Origin of the sequence: Aeromonas sp. FDAARGOS 1403, from assembly GCF_019047325.1 — a bacterium.
In the GTDB taxonomy this organism is placed as follows: domain Bacteria; phylum Pseudomonadota; class Gammaproteobacteria; order Enterobacterales; family Aeromonadaceae; genus Aeromonas; species Aeromonas dhakensis.
Window position 1 is genome coordinate 4,060,677 of sequence record NZ_CP077249.1, and the last position, 16,607, is coordinate 4,077,283.

At 62.3% G+C, this 16,607-nt stretch carries 15 protein-coding genes; 4 read left to right on the plus strand and 11 right to left on the minus strand.

The window, feature by feature from the left end:
* The first annotated feature begins 89 nt into the window (after positions 1 to 89).
* The 3 genes from I6L33_RS18615 (at position 90) to I6L33_RS18625 (ending at position 2,655) form a co-directional block, all read left to right on the plus strand.
* A complete protein-coding gene (locus I6L33_RS18615; RefSeq protein ID WP_019838861.1) occupies positions 90 to 878 on the plus strand; it encodes a transporter substrate-binding domain-containing protein in 789 nt (262 codons plus the stop codon).
* A 90-nt stretch (positions 879 to 968) separates the two neighbouring features.
* Entirely contained in the window at positions 969 to 1,928 is a 960-nt protein-coding gene (locus tag I6L33_RS18620; RefSeq protein WP_041203158.1) for an amino acid ABC transporter permease, read from the plus strand.
* Positions 1,912 to 2,655: an amino acid ABC transporter ATP-binding protein gene (locus I6L33_RS18625; RefSeq protein WP_017782344.1), complete on the plus strand. Its 744-nt coding sequence runs from the start codon at positions 1,912 to 1,914 to the stop codon at positions 2,653 to 2,655. The genes I6L33_RS18620 and I6L33_RS18625 overlap by 17 nt, the downstream gene beginning before the upstream one ends.
* A 69-nt stretch (positions 2,656 to 2,724) precedes the next feature.
* Here I6L33_RS18625 and I6L33_RS18630 read toward each other — a convergent pair whose 3' ends face one another.
* Together I6L33_RS18630 and I6L33_RS18635 are read right to left on the minus strand one after the other, a co-directional pair.
* Complete coding sequence (locus tag I6L33_RS18630) at positions 2,725 to 3,162, minus strand: DUF2059 domain-containing protein (protein ID WP_017765600.1); 438 nt, start codon at positions 3,160 to 3,162, stop codon at positions 2,725 to 2,727.
* Positions 3,163 to 3,391: 229 nt separating this feature from the next.
* Positions 3,392 to 4,159: an ABC transporter substrate-binding protein gene (locus I6L33_RS18635; protein WP_017765601.1), complete on the minus strand. Its 768-nt coding sequence runs from the start codon at positions 4,157 to 4,159 to the stop codon at positions 3,392 to 3,394.
* Positions 4,160 to 4,388: 229 nt separating this feature from the next.
* Here I6L33_RS18635 and I6L33_RS18640 point away from each other — a divergent pair, with 229 nt between their 5' ends.
* Positions 4,389 to 5,228, plus strand: coding sequence for a sterol desaturase family protein (locus I6L33_RS18640; RefSeq protein WP_162518675.1), 840 nt, complete (start codon positions 4,389 to 4,391; stop codon positions 5,226 to 5,228).
* 66 nt (positions 5,229 to 5,294) lie between these two features.
* Here the strand turns inward: I6L33_RS18640 and I6L33_RS18645 are convergent, their stop codons facing one another.
* From I6L33_RS18645 to tadA, 9 genes are all read right to left on the minus strand, one after another.
* Positions 5,295 to 6,695, minus strand: coding sequence for a basic amino acid/polyamine antiporter (locus I6L33_RS18645; protein ID WP_201883888.1), 1,401 nt, complete (start codon positions 6,693 to 6,695; stop codon positions 5,295 to 5,297).
* 9 nt (positions 6,696 to 6,704) lie between these two features.
* On the minus strand, positions 6,705 to 7,607 hold the full coding sequence (locus I6L33_RS18650; protein WP_216973097.1) for a homocysteine S-methyltransferase family protein: 903 nt from the start codon (positions 7,605 to 7,607) through the stop codon (positions 6,705 to 6,707).
* A gap of 276 nt (positions 7,608 to 7,883) precedes the next feature.
* Entirely contained in the window at positions 7,884 to 8,426 is a 543-nt protein-coding gene (locus I6L33_RS18655) for a hypothetical protein (protein ID WP_005302733.1), read from the minus strand.
* A 22-nt stretch (positions 8,427 to 8,448) separates the two neighbouring features.
* Complete coding sequence (locus I6L33_RS18660) at positions 8,449 to 9,765, minus strand: hemolysin family protein (protein WP_206220375.1); 1,317 nt, start codon at positions 9,763 to 9,765, stop codon at positions 8,449 to 8,451.
* Between the two features lie 192 nt (positions 9,766 to 9,957).
* Positions 9,958 to 10,668, minus strand: a complete 711-nt coding sequence (phoU, locus tag I6L33_RS18665; protein WP_005302735.1) for a phosphate signaling complex protein PhoU — start codon at positions 10,666 to 10,668, stop codon at positions 9,958 to 9,960.
* Positions 10,669 to 10,847: 179 nt separating this feature from the next.
* Entirely contained in the window at positions 10,848 to 11,666 is an 819-nt protein-coding gene (gene pstB / locus I6L33_RS18670) for a phosphate ABC transporter ATP-binding protein PstB (protein ID WP_005302736.1), read from the minus strand.
* Between the two features lie 109 nt (positions 11,667 to 11,775).
* Positions 11,776 to 13,425, minus strand: a complete 1,650-nt coding sequence (gene pstA / locus I6L33_RS18675; RefSeq protein ID WP_017782339.1) for a phosphate ABC transporter permease PstA — start codon at positions 13,423 to 13,425, stop codon at positions 11,776 to 11,778.
* 32 nt (positions 13,426 to 13,457) lie between these two features.
* Entirely contained in the window at positions 13,458 to 15,695 is a 2,238-nt protein-coding gene (locus tag I6L33_RS18680; RefSeq protein ID WP_216973098.1) for an ABC transporter permease subunit, read from the minus strand.
* Between the two features lie 206 nt (positions 15,696 to 15,901).
* Positions 15,902 to 16,441: a tRNA adenosine(34) deaminase TadA gene (gene tadA, locus I6L33_RS18685; protein WP_216973099.1), complete on the minus strand. Its 540-nt coding sequence runs from the start codon at positions 16,439 to 16,441 to the stop codon at positions 15,902 to 15,904.
* Positions 16,442 to 16,607 lie beyond the last annotated feature (166 nt).

The window sequence follows — 16,607 nt, forward strand, 5'->3', positions numbered from 1 at the left end:
CCTGTTGCCGGATGCAGCAGTCTCTTGTGCCACGGAGTCGCACGGGATCAGGTTCAAGGCTGAACACACTTTTGACAGAGACGTCACTTATGATCAAAAAACTCATTCTCTCTACCCTGCTGCTGTGCGGGCTGGCCAACGCGGCCCCCAGTTCCACCCTGGATGCCGTGCTGGAGCGCGGCGTGCTGCGGGTCGGTTTCGACGCCGGCTATCAACCCTTCGAGATGACCAACAAGCAGGGCCAGTACATCGGCTTTGACGTGGATCTGGCCAAGATGGTCGCCAAGGAGATGGGCGTGAAGGTGGAGTTCGTCAACACCGCCTGGGATGGCATCATCCCCGCGCTCTTGACCGACAAGTTCGACGTCATCATGGGCGGCATGACCGTCACCCCCCAGCGCAACCTGCGCGTCAACTTTGCCGACCCCTACATCGTGGTCGGGCAGACCATCGTCCTGCGCAAGGACAAGGCTGGCGAGATCAAGTCCTTCACCGACCTCAACGACCCCAAGTACAAGATTGCGGTCAAGCTCGGCACCACCGGCGAGCAGGCGGTCAAGCGCCTGATCCCCAAAGCCACCCTGCTGCAGTTTGAAACCCAGGATGACGCCAAGCTGGAAGTGATCAACGGCAAGGTCGACGCCTTCGTCTACGACCTGCCCTACAACGCCATCTTCGCCACCCAGAACAAGGGCGCCGTGGTGCATCTGGACAAGCCGTTCACCTTCGAACCGCTGGCCTGGGCCATCCGCAAGGGGGATCAGGACACCCTCAACTGGTTCAACAACTACCTGCGCCAGATCAAGGGCGACGGCAGCTACGACCGCCTCTACAAGAAGTGGTTCGAATCCACCGCCTGGCTTGATCAGCTCAAGTAACCTCGCAAGGGGCGGCCCGCCGCCCCTTCACGCAGATCCCCACACAATAACTACAACGAGGTTGCGACAGTGCACAACCCAACAAGACAGATGGAAAAACAACCCAATCAACTGCTCTGGCACGGCGTCTTTCTGCTGATCGTGCTGGCCGCCCTGTTCGGCATCTACAAGGCCGTGCAATCGGTGGATTACACCTGGCGCTGGGAGCGGATCCCCCAATACATCGCCTATCAGGCGGAGCAGAAAAATTACGCCGAGTTCGACGGCACCGTGGTCGCCGGCACCACCGAGGCCGACAAGGGCAAGCTGTTCCTGCAAAACGATCTCGATCCCAACCAGCGCCAGCCCATCGCCGTCAGCGGTGGTCAGGTGGCGCAGGGGGATACCGTCTTTCGCGGCGATACCCTCGACACCCAGCTGAGCTGGACCGCCGGCCCCATCGCCTGGGGCGTCTGGATGACCATCAAGCTCTCGCTGGTAGCGGGCATCTTTGCCATCCTGCTCGGCACCCTGGCGGGGCTGGCACGGCTCTCCCCCAATCCGGCCCTGCGCAACCTGGCGATCACCTATGTGGAGCTCATCCGCGGCACCCCACTGCTGGTACAGATCTTCATTGTCTACTTCTTTATCGGCACTGTACTCAATCTGGATCGCTTCACCGCCGGGGTGGCGGCACTGGCGGTCTTCACCGGCGCCTACGTGGCGGAAATCGTCCGTGCCGGCATCAGCTCCATCCACAAGGGGCAGATGGAAGCGGGCAGAAGCCTTGGCATGACCTCGGCCCAGACCATGCGCTACGTGATCCTGCCGCAAGCTTTCAAGCGGGTACTGCCGCCGCTGGCGGGCCAGTTCATCAACCTCATCAAGGACTCTTCGCTGGTGTCTGTCATCTCCATCACGGATCTCACCAAGGCGGGACGGGAGGTGGTGAGCTCCACCTTCAGCCCGTTCGAGGTGTGGTTCACCGTGGCCCTGCTCTATCTGGTGCTGACCGGCACTCTCTCCTTCCTTGTACGCCGTCTGGAGGTGAAATATGCGCGCAGCAACTGATCCGATTATCAAGGCAAGCTCAGTGGAGAAGTTCTACGGCAGCGAGGTGCACGCCCTGAAAAACGTCAGCACCCAGGTGGCCGAAGGGGAAGTGGTGGTGATCGTGGGCCCCAGCGGTTCTGGCAAATCCACCTTCCTGCGCACTCTCAACCAACTGGAGACCATCAACGATGGCAATATCGTGGTGGATGGCATCAGTCTCACCGAGCCTGGCGACGTCAACAAGCTGCGAGAAGAGGTGGGCATGGTGTTCCAGTCTTTCAACCTCTTCCCCCATCTGAGCGTGCTGGACAACATCTGCCTTGCACCGCAAAAGGTGCGCGGGCTGTCGCGCAAGGACGCCGAGGACAGAGCCAAGGCCCTGCTGCTCAAGGTGGGGCTCTCCAACAAGGCCCAGAGCTACCCCTCCCAGCTCTCCGGCGGCCAGCAGCAGCGGGTGGCCATCGCCCGGGCGCTCGCCATGCAGCCGCGCATCATGCTGTTTGATGAGCCCACCAGCGCACTCGACCCCGAGATGGTGGGCGAGGTGCTGGACGTGATGAAGGGGCTGGCCCGCGAGGGGATGACCATGGTGGTGGTCACCCACGAGATGGGTTTTGCCCGGGAAGTGGCGGATCGGGTGCTGTTCATGGAGAGCGGCGAGCTGCTGGTGGACGAGAAACCGGCGGACTTTTTCGACAATCCCCCCTCCCCGCGCCTACGCCAGTTCCTGAGCCAGGTGCTCTAAGGGATAACGCACAAAAAGAAAGAGGGAGCCCATGGCTCCCTCTTTGCGTTGATACCCTGCCGACTGCGTCTATTTTGTCGCTTTGCGCTTTGCTTCATCCAGCATGGTTTGCAGTGCCGGCATGTTGCGCTCGGCCAGGGATTTACCCACCAGCGAGCTCTCTTGAAAGATGGCGGGCATGGTATCCAGGGATTTTTTCCCGACCGGGCTCTGATAGAAGGCGATCAGCTCCTTGAGCTCGGCTTCGGTGAAATGTTTGCGGTAGATGGCGGCCACCTCGGCACTCATGGCCGGCCAGGAGAGATAACGGGCAAACCAGGCCTCCAGTACATCGCGGTGCTGGGCCAGCTCCTGTGCATGTTCACCGGCGCCCCGGATGATCAGCGGGATCATCTGTGCCTGCATCTGAGCCTGCAGCTGCTCCGCCTGCTGCTCGCTGTTGAGCAGACTGACCAGCTCCTGAGCGGGATCGGCCCACACTCCGCCACTCCACAACAGGGCGATCACAGCCCCTCTCTTCACCCACTGCATAACTGCCTCATCAACCATTTGAAAACAACAGGTTACATTGAATTTTCAAACAGACCAGTCGCCAGATGGTGGTGAGGGATGAGGGAGTACGGTTGTCATATGGGCAAGATCAGGCTGACTATAAAAGCAACAGAGGGACTGATTGTCCCTCTGTTGCTTGGCCGACACGACGGGAAGGCTGAATCTGACCGGCTCCATCATCAGTTCAGCGTGGGGACTTTCCCAGATAATGCTCCACTATGGTCCGGATCCCGTCCCGCTTCTTGAGTTCGTAGAGATGCTTGTCGAACTGCTCGACAAAGTCCTCCTTGAAGTCGAACTCCCCCTTGCGGCTGTAGCCGAGAAACCCCTGCTCCCGGCTGAGCACAGGCCCCTGCTTGAGCTGGGACATGTCGGCCACCGCCAGCTGGTTGCCCTTGATCATGCTGAGCAGTTCATAGAGCAGCGAGAGCCGGTCGTTGACGGTGCAGTCCACCCGGCCGCGCACTATCTTGAGCAGGTTTTCCCGGTTGCTCTTCACCTCCTCTAGCCCGATCTTCTGCTCTTTGATCGCCTGCCAGAAGGGGGCGCCGCCGATGGTAAAACCGGCATTCATGCCAAAGCGCAAGCCGTAGTAGTCGGTCGGGAACTGCGCCTGCGGGGTGTTGACGGCCACCCCGGCGCCGCACATCACCACCAGCTCTTCGTCGAGCAGGGGCTGGGAGTAGGGCCACATCCAGGGGCGACCGTCTGGCTGGTAGTAGGGCGGGAAGATGGCGAAGGCGCTACCCTGCTCCACCATGCTCAGACCCCGTCGCCAGGGCATGGCCTTGATCACCACCTCGTAGCCATCCATGGAGGCCGTCACGCTGCGCACTATGTCGGCATAGATCCCCTTGACCTCCTCTCCCTCCTGCCAGGAATAGGGGGGATAGTTGGCATCGGCCAGGATCTCGACCCGGGTCTTGGCCTGCGCCAGCAGGCAGACCCCCATCAACAAACAACACCACAGCCGCATCATCTGCCACTCCAGAGGTAGAAAGCCTCATCAAGCATAGTCACTGCACCCGCCGCTCAGGGGGTCGTCACACCAATTGATGGGCCGCCGCTGGCCACATGCCTCATAAAGCTCCAGATGAACACACCCACTGCAGCAAAATGTTAATGAAAGTTTGCATTCATCCTTTATGCTGGAGAGCAATTGCTCTGACTGGATACCCGACATGGATGTGCAACTGCTCCTGCTCTACCTCTCGCCGATCTTTGTGGCCTTTATCGGCTGGGAGATGCTCTACCTGCGCAAGCATGGCGCCGCCTTTCCCAGCGCCGGCTACCAATGGAGGGATCTCTTCGCCAACGCCACCCTGGCGCTGATGCATCAGGGGGGTGATGCCCTGGCGGCCATCGCCATCGCCTACCTCTACGACGCCCTCTGGGGCTGGCGGCTGCTGGACATAGAGCTGAACGTCTGGAGCCTGTTGCTGCTCTTCCTGTTGCAGGATCTCTGCTACTGGCTGTTCCACTTCGCCAGCCACCATGTGCGCTGGCTGTGGGCCTCCCACGTGGTGCACCACAGCTCGGAGCGGCTCAACCTCTCCACCGCCTTTCGCCAGAGCCTGATGTACCCGGTCTCCGGCATGTGGCTGTTCTGGATCCCCATGATCCTCATCGGTTTCCCGCCCGAGGCGGTGGTGGCCACCGTGCTCTTGAGCCTGGGCTTTCAGTTCTTCGTCCACACCCAGGTGGTGGGCAAGCTTGGCTGGCTGGAGTGGATCTTCAACACCCCCTCCCACCACAGGGTGCACCACGCCAGCAACGCCAAATATATCGATCGCAACTTCGCCGGGGTGCTCATCATCTGGGACCGGCTGTTCGGTACCTTCGTGGAAGAAGACTTAGACGAGCCGTGTCGCTTCGGCATCACCAAGCCCATCCACAGCTTCAACCCCCTCACCCTCACCTTCCACGAGTGGCGCGACATGCTGCAAGAGGCCCAGGGCCTCCCCTGGCGACAGAAGCTCGCGGTGCTGTTTGGCAAGCCGGCCGGCCCCGCCAGCCGCTAGGCACAACGTCGCAGACAAAAAGAGAGCGCCCCCTTGGGCGCTCTCTTGCATTGACGGTCACTCCTGTCAGACGTGGGCAAAGGACCAGACGGCGGGAATGAGGCTCAGCAGCGTTACCCCGGCCAGCAACCGCTCGCGTCCGCTCAGGGGCTGCTCGGCCCCCAGCTGGCGCCGGCTGTAGAGGAACAGCAGCAGACCCGGCCCGTAGAGCAGAAGCGACAGCAGCAGGTACTCCACCCCGGCGGCGTAGAGCAACCAGAGACCATAGCCGCTCGACACCAGCGCCACCGCTCGCATCAGGAGGTTCCCCTGCCCGCTGAAGGCGAGCTTTAGCAGGAACAGGCCGATCAGCAGGTAGGGCACCAGGATCATGGAGGTGGAGACGAGCAGCAGGTTGGTGTAGCCCTTGCCAAGCAGCCACACCAGCAGCAGACACCCCTGCACCGTCAGGCTGGTAAGCCAGAGCGAGGCAATGGGGGTGCCGTTGTGGTTCTGGCGCCGGAAGATGGCCGGGAAGGCGCCATGGCGCGCCGCACTGAACGGCACCTCGGCCGAGAAGAGGGTCCAGCTCACGTAGGAGGCGAGCACCGAGACGATAAGGCCGGCGCTGATGAGCAGCTTGCCCCAGGAGCCCGTCATCTGGGCCATCAGCCCCGCCATGGAAGGGTTGGGCAGGGCCGCGAGCTCGGGGCGGCTCAATATCCCGAGCGCCAGCACCGAGATGAGCACATAGAGCAGCAGCGCCAGCACCACCCCGAGCACGGTGGCCGTGCCCACGTCCCGCCTGTTTCTGGCACGGGCCGACAGCACAGCCGCCCCCTCGATGCCGGTGAAGACCCAGAGGGTGATCAGCATGGTGTTGCGCACCTGCTCGGAGACCGGCGTTGCCAGAGTGCTGCCCTGCTGATCCGCCGCGAAGGTGACCGGGTCGAACCAGTAGCAGGCAAACAGGATGAACAACAGCAGCGGCAGGCTCTTGGCCAAGGTCGCCATCAGGTTGAACAGGGCCGCCTGCTGCACGCCGCGGGCCACCAGCAGGTGCACCGCCCAGAGGATGCAGGACTCGCCGATGAAGGCCGCCAAGGTGTTGCCCTCGCCAAACCAGACCCGCTCCGGGGTGTCGACGAAGCTGCCCAGCGCCGCGAAGGCGATCACCAGATAGCCCACCACGCCGATGGTGGCGCACAGCCAATAGCCCCAAGCGGAGAAGAAGCCCACCAGATCGCCGAAACCGGCCCGGGCATAGCTGTAGATGCCGCCATCTAGCTCCGGCCTTAAGCGCGACAGATAGAGAAAACTCATGGCGAGCGCCAGGATGCCGACCCCGGTGACGGCCCAGCCGATCAGCACGGCGCGAGCGCCCGCCACCTCGGCCATGTTCTGGGGCAGGCTGAAGATGCCGGCCCCTACCATGGAGCTGAACACCAGTGCAGTGAGGGACCAGAGCCCGATCTTGCTCTCTTTCATGGGCGCTCCTTAACGCAGCCGGCTGGCCAGCGCCTCAATGTGTTCCGGGCCGATGCCGCAGCAACCGCCGATGAGGCTTGCCCCGGCAGCGCGCCAGCGCTCGGCCCAGCCGAGGTAATCCAGCGATCCCAGATCGGTGCGGATCTCGTCCAGCCCGTCGTTGGCGGTCGCCTCCTTCGGTTGGGGCGGGAAGGCGTTGGCATAGGCGCCGAGCCGTATGTCGGTGCGCCCCAGCGCCTGTAGGCCGGCCCTGGCCACCTTGAGCGCGGCGTCGATCACCTCGGGCTGGCAGCAGTTGAACAGGATGGCATCCACCCCGGCTGATGACAGTGCGGCGACGGCGTCCGCCACCCGCTCACCGGAACGCAGGGTCGGTTCGCTGCCCGGCGCCTCGTCTTCCAGGGTGAAGGAGACCCAGAACGGCTTGCCATCCTCGGGCAGCAAGGCCTTGAGGGCCAGCGGCTCGGCGATGAGGCTCATGGTCTCCGCCAGCCAGATATCCACCCGGGGGGAGAGCGCCCGGATCAGCGGGGTCGCCAGCTCGCTCACCCGGCCTGCGTCGAACAGGTCGGCGCGGTAGGATCCAAAGAGCGGCGGCAAGGAGCCGGCCACCTGCACGCGGCCCGGCTGCTCATCGACCACCTCGCGGGCCAGCTGGCCGGCCAGGGTCGCCAGCCGCTCCCCCTCTGCCGAAAAGCGCGCCTCACCGATATGAAACGGCACCAGCGCATAGCTGTTGGTGGTGATGATTTGGGCCCCGCTCGCCACATAGGCCTCGTGCACCTCGCGCACCGTCTCGGGGGCCTCCATCAGAGCCAGTGCCGACCACTCCGGCTGGCGAAACGGCGCGCCCCGCCGTGCCAGCTCGCGCCCCATGCCGCCATCCAGTATCCACAATGCCTGCGTATCCATCTGTCTCGTCTCTTGTTGTGTTGTTGTCTTGTTGTGCGGGTCTGTGCGCTTTATCCGTTGCGCCTGCCCCGGCGGCGCGGCAACCCGTCGCCATCGTCACCCTGAATAAATCAGCCATAAAAACATATAGATGTTTAGATGGCCAAAACAAGATAAAGCAAAGCCCGCCCGACGGCAACCGGCATCACCGCAAAACCACAAACGCAGAAGGCAGAAGGCAGAAAAGCAAGAGGCCACCCTAAGGTGGCCTCTTGTGGCAACAGATGAACTGGTGGCTCAACGCCCGGCCAGTACCCGCTTGGTCTGTTTGACCCAGTCGGAGACCCGACCCTGCTGGGGATACCCCTGCCAGATCTGCTCCCACTGGGCGGGGCTGAGCGGGCGGCCCAACCGGCGCTGCACCCCGGCATAGAGGTAGTCGTGGGCCGTGGTACGGGCCTGGGCCGAGGTGAGGAACTTGGCCACCGGGTCGGTCAGGCGCACGTCCCGCATGCCCAGCAGCGGGTAGTCGCTGTGCACCGCCGCCAACATGGTCTCGCGCATGGCCGACTCGATGTAGCCGCGGGCAAACAGGGCGGTCACCGACTCGAGCGAACCTTGATCCGGGCCGTGATACTCCTCGTCGAACACCGGGCTCGGCTCCGCCACGGCGCTTTGCACCACCGCATCGGGATCCGGCTGCGGCATGACCACGGCAGCCTTGGGGGCGGCCGGCTTGGCGACGGGAGTGGCCTTGCGCGGTGCGCTCTGGCTGCAGGCACCGAGTGCCAGGGCGAGCGCTACACAGGCCAGCGCACGGGAATGAGACTGCATCTTCATGATTGCTAACGAGCTCCTTTTACTATTCCTGAGCGGGCTTGTCGGCCGGCGTGGCCTCGACCCGGGTGACCAGCAGCTGGTCAATCTTGTAGCTGTCGATGTCCACCACTTCAAACTTGTAACCGGCGTATTTGACCGAGTCGGTTCGCTTGGGGATCTTGCGCAGCATGTACATGATGAAGCCGGCGATGGTTTCATAATTCTGGTTTTCCGGGAACTCCTCGATGTCGAAGGCACGCATCACGTCGGAGATGGGGGTCACCCCATCCACCAGCCAGGAGTTCTCATCCCGCTGCACTATCTGCTCTTCCACCACGTGGGTGGCCCACTCGCCCATGACGGTACTCATCAGGTCGTTCATGGTGACGATACCCACCACCAGCGCGTACTCGTTCATCACCACCGCGAAGTCGCCGCGATGGTTCTTGAAGTACTCCATCGCCTCGTAGAGGTTGAGGGTGTCGGGGATGATGATGACGTTCTGCACCAGGGAGCCGCTGTTGAGATCGATGCTCTGGCCGCTGATGACCCGGATCAGCAGCTCCTTGGAGTCGACGAAGCCCTTGATGCTGTCGAGGTTGTGGTCGCACACCAGGAACTTGTTGTGGGGATGTTCGGCGATCTTGGCCTTGATGCTCTCCTCCCCCTCTTGCAGGGTGAAGTAGATGAGGCTCTCGCGCGCCGTCATGGCGGAGGTGACGCCGAGGGACTGCAGCTCGAACACGTTCTCGATGAGCTGATGCTCCTCGCGCTGGATGACGCCGGCCTCGGCCCCCGCATCCATCACCGCATAGATGTCGTCGGAGGTGATCTCGTCGTTGCGCACCATGGAGATGCGCAGCAGCCGGAACAGGCCGTTGGCCATGCCATTGAACAGCCACACCAGCGGCATCAGCAGGGTGACGCACAGCAGCATGGGGCGCACCACCACCACGGCGATCCGCTCCGGCATGGTCATGGCGAGGCGCTTGGGCATCAGATCGGCGATGAGAATGAACATGCCGGTGACGAACACGAAGGAGGCCGCCGAGCTGATTTCACTCAGCCAGGGCCCCTGATAGAACTCGGAGACCAGCTCCTTGATGGCCGGGTTCAGGGCGGATTCGCCCAGGATACCGCCCAGGATGGCGACGGTATTGAGCCCGATCTGCACCACGGTGAAGAAGTTGCCCGGCTGGGCCTGCAGTGCCAGTACCTTTTCGGCATGGCGGTTGCCCTCATCGGCCATCACCTGCAACTTGATCTTGCGGGAGGCGGCGAGGGATATCTCGGAGAGAGAGAAGAACACGCTGCCGGCAACCAGCAGCATCAGGAAAAATAAACTATCGGCAAAACTCATGATTAACCTATTGCTACACCCGCCTTAGCACAAGACGGCAAACTGGGTCCGGGAGACCGGACCGTGAGTCGATCCGGGACTCACACAGGGGGCATATTCTAGCAGAAAAGCGCCAGTCGGGTGGCGATATCTTGCACTGACTGAAAAGGCAACAAAAAAGGCGCTCAAAGCGCCTTTTTATTCATTTCAGACTCACCCTTTCCCCAGCAGGGTGCCCAGGTCGTCTGCCTTGGTGTGGCGCACGTCCTTGCCTTTCACGTAGTAGACGATGTATTCGCAGATGTGCTGGCAGCGATCGCCCACCCGCTCGATGGCCCGCGCCGCCCACAGCACGTTGAGCACCTGCGGTATGGTGCGCGGATCTTCCATCATGTAGGTCATCAGCTCGCGGATGATGGACTCGTACTCCCGGTCCACCTTGTCATCTTCCTTGTAGACCGCCAGCGCAGCATCGAGATCCATGCGAGCGAAGGCGTCCAGCACGTCGTGCAGCATCTTGATGGTGCGGCGGCCCATGTTCTCCAGCGACACCAGCGGCGGCTGCGGCTTGTTGGCGTTGTCGGTCAGCATGCGGGCGATCTTGTCCGCCACATCGCCAATGCGCTCCAAGTCGGTGATGGTCTTGATGATGGCCATCACCAGCCGCAGGTCGGAGGCGGTGGGCTGGCGCTTGGCGATGATGCGGGTGCACTCCTCGTCGATCGCCACTTCCATGGCGTTGACGTTATGGTCGTTGGCCACGATCTTGCGCGCCGCGTCCAGATCCTGATCGTGGATCGCCGCGATGGCGTCGGTCAGCTGCTGCTCCACCAGCCCGCCCATCACCAGCACCTGGTTGCGCACGCTCTCGAGCTCGGCATTGAACTGACCGGAGATGTGTTTGTTGAGGTTCATATTGTCCATACCAATAATCCTTGATGCTCCGAGTATGCCTTAGTCGTTGAACTGACGGGTAATCTGTTTGTTGATGCTCATCTTGCTCATCCCCATAACCCTTGTTGCACCAACACGCCCTAGTCGTTGAACTGACCGGTAATCTGTTTGTTGATGCTCATCTTGCTCATCTCCATCGCCAGCATCTCTTAGCCGTAACGACCGGTGATGTAATCTTCGGTCTTCTTCTTGGCCGGGGTGGTGAAGATGGTGTTGGTGTCCGAGTACTCGATGAGCTCGCCCATGTACATGAAGGCGGTCTGATCCGAGACCCGCGCCGCCTGCTGCATGTTGTGGGTGACGATCACCACGGTGAACTGGCTCTTGAGCTCGTTGATCAGCTCCTCGATGGTGAGGGTGGAGATGGGGTCGAGCGCCGAGGTCGGTTCATCGAGCAGCAACACTTCCGGCTCGATGGCGATGGCGCGGGCAATCACCAGCCGCTGCTGCTGACCACCGGAGAGGCCGAAGGCGTTGTCGTGCAGGCGATCCTTCACCTCGTCCCACAGGGCTGCGCCGCGCAGGGAGCGCTCGGCCGCCTCGTCCAGGGTGCGTCTGTCGTTGATGCCCTGCAGGCGCAGGCCATAGACCACGTTCTCGTAGATGGACTTGGGGAAGGGGTTCGGGCGCTGGAACACCATGCCCACCTGACGGCGCAGAGCGGAGACATCGACGCTCTTGTCGTAGATGTTGTGACCATGCAGCTGAATTTCGCCCTCGATGCGGCAGATCTCCACCAGGTCGTTCATCCGGTTGATGCAGCGCAGCAGGGTGGACTTGCCGCAGCCGGAGGGGCCGATAAAGGCAGTGACCTGGCCCTTGGGGATCTTCATGTTGACGTTGAACAGCGCCTGCTTGTTGCCGTAGTACAGGTTGAGATCCTTCACCTCCAGCGCGGTCTGCTCCGGGCTCAGGTTGAGCAGGTCGGTCGCGGTATGCTGGGTCGCTGCGGTCGTTACGTTGATCATCTGTTACCTCAAAATCTGTCGGTGGCGGCGGGCACTCTCATTGCCCGCGGCCGGAACGCTTGGCTGGCAGGGAACCCTGTTCCCTGCCCGTCTCTGTGGTGCTGGTCTATCAATGTTCCAGCGACCGGAATTTTTCACGCAAGTGGTTACGGATACCGATGGCCGTCAGGTTGAGGCCGACGATCACCGTCACCAGCAGGAAGGAGGTGGCGTAGACCAAGGGACGCGCCGCCTCGACGTTGGGGCTCTGGAAGCCGACGTCATAGATGTGGAAGCCCAGGTGCATGAACTTGCGCTCCACGTGCAGATACGGGAAGTTGCCGTCCATCGGCAGGGTCGGCGCCAGTTTCACCACCCCCACCAGCATCAGCGGCGCCACTTCACCGGCCGCGCGGGCGATGGCCAGAATGAGGCCGGTCATGATGGCCGGGCTTGCCATGGGCAGCACGATGCGCCACAGGGTCTCGGCCTGGGTGGCCCCCAGCGCGAGAGACCCCTGGCGGATGGTGCTCGGGATCCGGGCCAGCCCCTCTTCGGTGGAGACGATCACCACCGGCAGGGTCAGGATGGCCAAGGTCAGCGCAGACCAGATGACGCCGGGGGAGCCGAAGGTCGGGCTCGGCAGCGCTTCCGGATAGAACAGCTGGTCCAGCGAACCACCGAGGGTGTAGACGAAGAAGCCCAGACCGAACACGCCGTACACGATGGAGGGCACGCCCGCCAGGTTAATCACTGCGATGCGGATGATCTTGGTCAGGCTGTTCTTGCCCGCGTACTCGTGCAGGTAGACCGCAGCGATGACCCCCAGCGGAGTCACGATGATCGCCATCAGGAACACCATGAAGACGGTCCCGAAGATGGCCGGGAACACCCCGCCCTCGGTGTTGGCCTCGCGCGGATCGTCGGAGACGAACTTGCCGATCTGGTGGAACCAGTAACCCACCTTGGCCGGCAGGCTCATGTCGTTGGGCCACACCACGTCCAGCACCTTGGACATGGGCATGGTCACCAGTTCGCCGCGCATGTCCTTGACCGTGATGCTGTCTCTGTCCGCCTGGGCACGCAGGGAGAAGAGCTCCTTCTCCAGCACCTGATAACGATCGTTGAGGGCCTGACGCTCGCTCGCCAGCTCGGCTTTAAGCTGATCGGTCAACTTGTCGTCCAGCTCGGCCTTGCGCTCTTTCAGGCGCAGCCGCTCCAGCTGATAGTTGATGCTGCCGATGTCCCCTTTTTGCAGATCGTCAGCCTGCTCGGAGAGGCCGTTGGCCCGCGCCAGCACCCGCTGCAGGGCGGGATGCAGATCCGAGGTGAGCTCGCGGCCATCCTCTTTCACCGCGACGATATAGCCGTAGAAGTTGCCGTTGGTAGCGCGTTCCACCATGGCCAGCTCCGCCGGCAGGCTCTGGGACTTGATGTCGGTCTCCAGCACCCAGCGGAAGTCCAGGTCGACGAACTCGCGGTTGCCGGTCTTGACCAGATAACGGGTCAGCAGCTCGCGCTCCTCCCCTGCCAGCGGCAGGCCGGCGGCCCGCAGCCGCTCGACCGGCACCAGCTCGCGGTCGTTGATTTCGCCGATCAGCACGCTCTTGTTGCCCTGGGCGTCTTCCAGTTGCCACTCATAGATGGGGTGGGGCCAGAAGTAGACCAGACCACGCCAGCCGATCAGCAGCAGCAGACCCAGTACAGCTACCAGACTCAGGCTGACGGCGCCGCCGGTCATCCAGATCCAGGGGGCCCCCGATTTAAACCACTTACCCATTGTCGATTCCTCGATCCTTACAGAGCAGCCCATCACAGGGAGCTGTATTTTTCACGCAACCGCTGACGGATGAACTCGGCCAGGGTATTGAACAAGAAGGTGAACACGAACAGCACGAAGGCGGCGAGGAACAGTACCCGATAGTGAGAGCTGCCCACTTCCGATTCCGGCATCTCCACCGCGATGTTGGCGGCCAGAGTGCGCAGCCCCTGGAACATGGAGAAGTCCATGATGGGGGTATTGCCGGTGGCCATCAGCACTATCATGGTCTCGCCCACGGCGCGGCCAAGGCCCATCATCACCGCCGAGAAGATGCCCGGGCTGGCGGTGAGGATCACCACCCGGCTCAGGGTCTGCCACGGTGTGGCACCCAGGGCCAGGGAGCCCTGGGTGAGGTGCTTGGGCACCGAGAAGACAGCGTCTTCGGCGATGGAGAAGATGGTGGGAATGACCGCAAAGCCCATGGCGATGCCGACCACCAGGGAGTTGCGCTGGTCAAACTTGATGCCCATGTCGTGGGTCAGCCAGATGCGCGAGTCACCGTGCATGAAGGCGTTCTCGATGAGCGGGCTCACCGCGAAAGCGCCCCAGCCAATCAGCAGCAGCACCGGGATCAGCAGGATGGCGTGCCACCCTTCTGGCAGCCAGGATTTGCCACGCTCCGGCAGGTAGTTCCAGACCAGGGCGGTCAACAGCATCCCCATCGGCAGCAGGATCAGCAGCAGCACCACGCCGGGCAGCGCCCCCTCTATGATGGGTGCGAGCCACAGACCGGCCAGGAAGCCGAGGATAACGGTCGGCAGGGCTGCCATGATCTCCACCGTCGGCTTGACGTATTTGCGCAGCCCCGCCGACATGAAGTAGGCGGTGTAGATGGCGCCGGCGACGCCGAGCGGCACCGCAAACACCATGGCATAGAAGGAGGCCTTGAGGGTGCCGAACACCAGCGGCACCAGGCTCAGCTTGGCCTCGAAGTCGTTGCTGGCGGAGGTGGACTGCCACACGTACTGGGGCTCGGGGTAGCCTTCATACCACACCTGTTGCCAGAGCGCCGACCAGGTCACCTCGGGGTGCTCGTTCTCCACCGCAAACAGCTTGAAGGCGTCTCCCTGCTGCATCAGCAGCACGTTGTGACGGGGGGAGATGGCCAGCGCCGACAGGGCGCCGCCCTCCACCTTCTCGCTCAGCAGCTTGGTTTCGCCGGTGGCGTGGAAGAAGCTGATGGTGCCACTCTTGTCGGCACTGATGAAGCCCTTGCGAAAATGTTCGGGGGTCAGCTGCGCCACGGCGCCATCGCCCTTGAAGTCGCGGATCTGGGTGAACTGGCGCTTGCCATCCCGGGCCACTTCGAACCACTGGGAGATGACACCATTGTCGTTGCCCACCAGCAGGGAGGAGGCGCCGGAGAGCAGCTCGACCCGGGTCACGTTGGCATCGGGGGCGTTGATCTCCAGCACGTTGCGCAGGGAGATGTCGTTCAGGTTGTGGATGTCATAGACCGAGAGGCGGTTGCCATCGCGCACGAACAGGATGCGCAGGTTGGGGGTCAGCAACATCTGATCCACGTGGCGCGGCAGGGAGGGGATGGTGTAGTTCTGGGCGCTCCACTCGACTTCGCCGGAGAGGAAGTTCTCCTCGCCGCTCATCACCATCATGACGCCGCGACCATCGGCGGTCACGGCCGCGGTGGCCATCTTGTCCTTGGTGGCTTCAAATACCATCAGCGACAGCGCCTTGCCCGCAGGGTCCACCACGACCGGCTCTTCGCCGAAGGGGTACTGCAGACTGGGTTCGATGACCCGCACGTCGTTGGGATAGGAGACCTTGAAAGCGGGCTGCACCACCTGGGCCTTGCCGTCGGCAAAACCGTAGGCCATCAGCTTCTGGCCCGGCGACGGCGGCGCGACGGCAGTGATGTCACCCTTTACCTGTGCCTGACCGAGCGACTGGCCCACCTTGACCTTGCCATCATTCTGGACGGCAAAGAAGTTGACCTGGCCCTGGTCGCTGAAGCGATAGCCGATCTCGTTCTGCTCCTCCACCCCGAGCCAGGCGGTCTTGCCCTGAATGGGCAGGGTAAACGATGCAGTCGGCTCCATGGAGGCGCCATTGAAGATGGGTTTCACCACATAGAGCAGATAGAAGAAAATAAGCAACAGGGCGACCAGTACCAGGGCTCCGCCCGTGGTCACCCCGTACTTGGCCAACTTATCCTTGATACGGCGCTTTCTGCTCCCCGCCATAACCAGGTGCAACGATTCCGATGACATGCAAAACCTCAATGTGAGCTAGGCTTGGCGGCATTATATGGCGGTTGCATGACAGTTTTGTTACATGAAGGTCCCGTGAACCGGGCTTATTTGCAGGCAAGAAAGCGGCATCAAAGATGCCATGGAGAAGATGATAACCAACTGTTTTATAAAGTTAAAAATGTAGTGCAAGCGCCGCTGGAGCGCGCCGCTTGCACCGATGCGCCTCAATCGTCGGCGGCCAGGGTTTGTTGCAGTGCCAATCTGGCGGCCTTTTTCTCGGCGCGGCGACGCCTGAAGAAATCCGACAGCTGGGCCGAGCAGGCCTCTGCCAGCACGCCACCGGTCAGCTCGACCCTGTGATTGTGACGCGGGTCCTGCAGGATCTCGAACACTGAGCCGGCCGCGCCGGTCTTCAAGTCCCGCGCGCCATAGACCACCCGCTTGACTCGGCTGTGGATCAGGGCACCGGCACACATGCAGCAGGGCTCCAGGGTCACATAGAGGGTGGTGTCGAGCAGACGGTAGTTTTGCAGCCGCTCGCCGGCCGCCCGGAGCGCCATCACCTCGGCATGGGCGCAGGCGTCGTGTTCGCTGATGGAGCGGTTCCAACCCTCTGCGACAATCTCATCCCCCTGCACCAGCACGGCGCCCACCGGGATCTCGCCGATCCCCTCGGCCCTGGCGGCCAGCGCCATGGCATGGCGCATCCAGCGTTCGTCCTGCTCGTGCTGGCTCGCCTGTGCTGCAACGTCCGATGGTTTCACGCCCTGCTCCTCTCTGACTGGTTGATGACGACAGATCATGCTGTCGGCGAAAGACGGTATTACGGCCCCGTGCCTCCGATCGCTATGGCATAGGTCCCGCCATCCATGCCCGCGGCGGGGCGGCGATTATGCCAAATCCCGCTGGCACCCCCAAGTTCCATCTGCG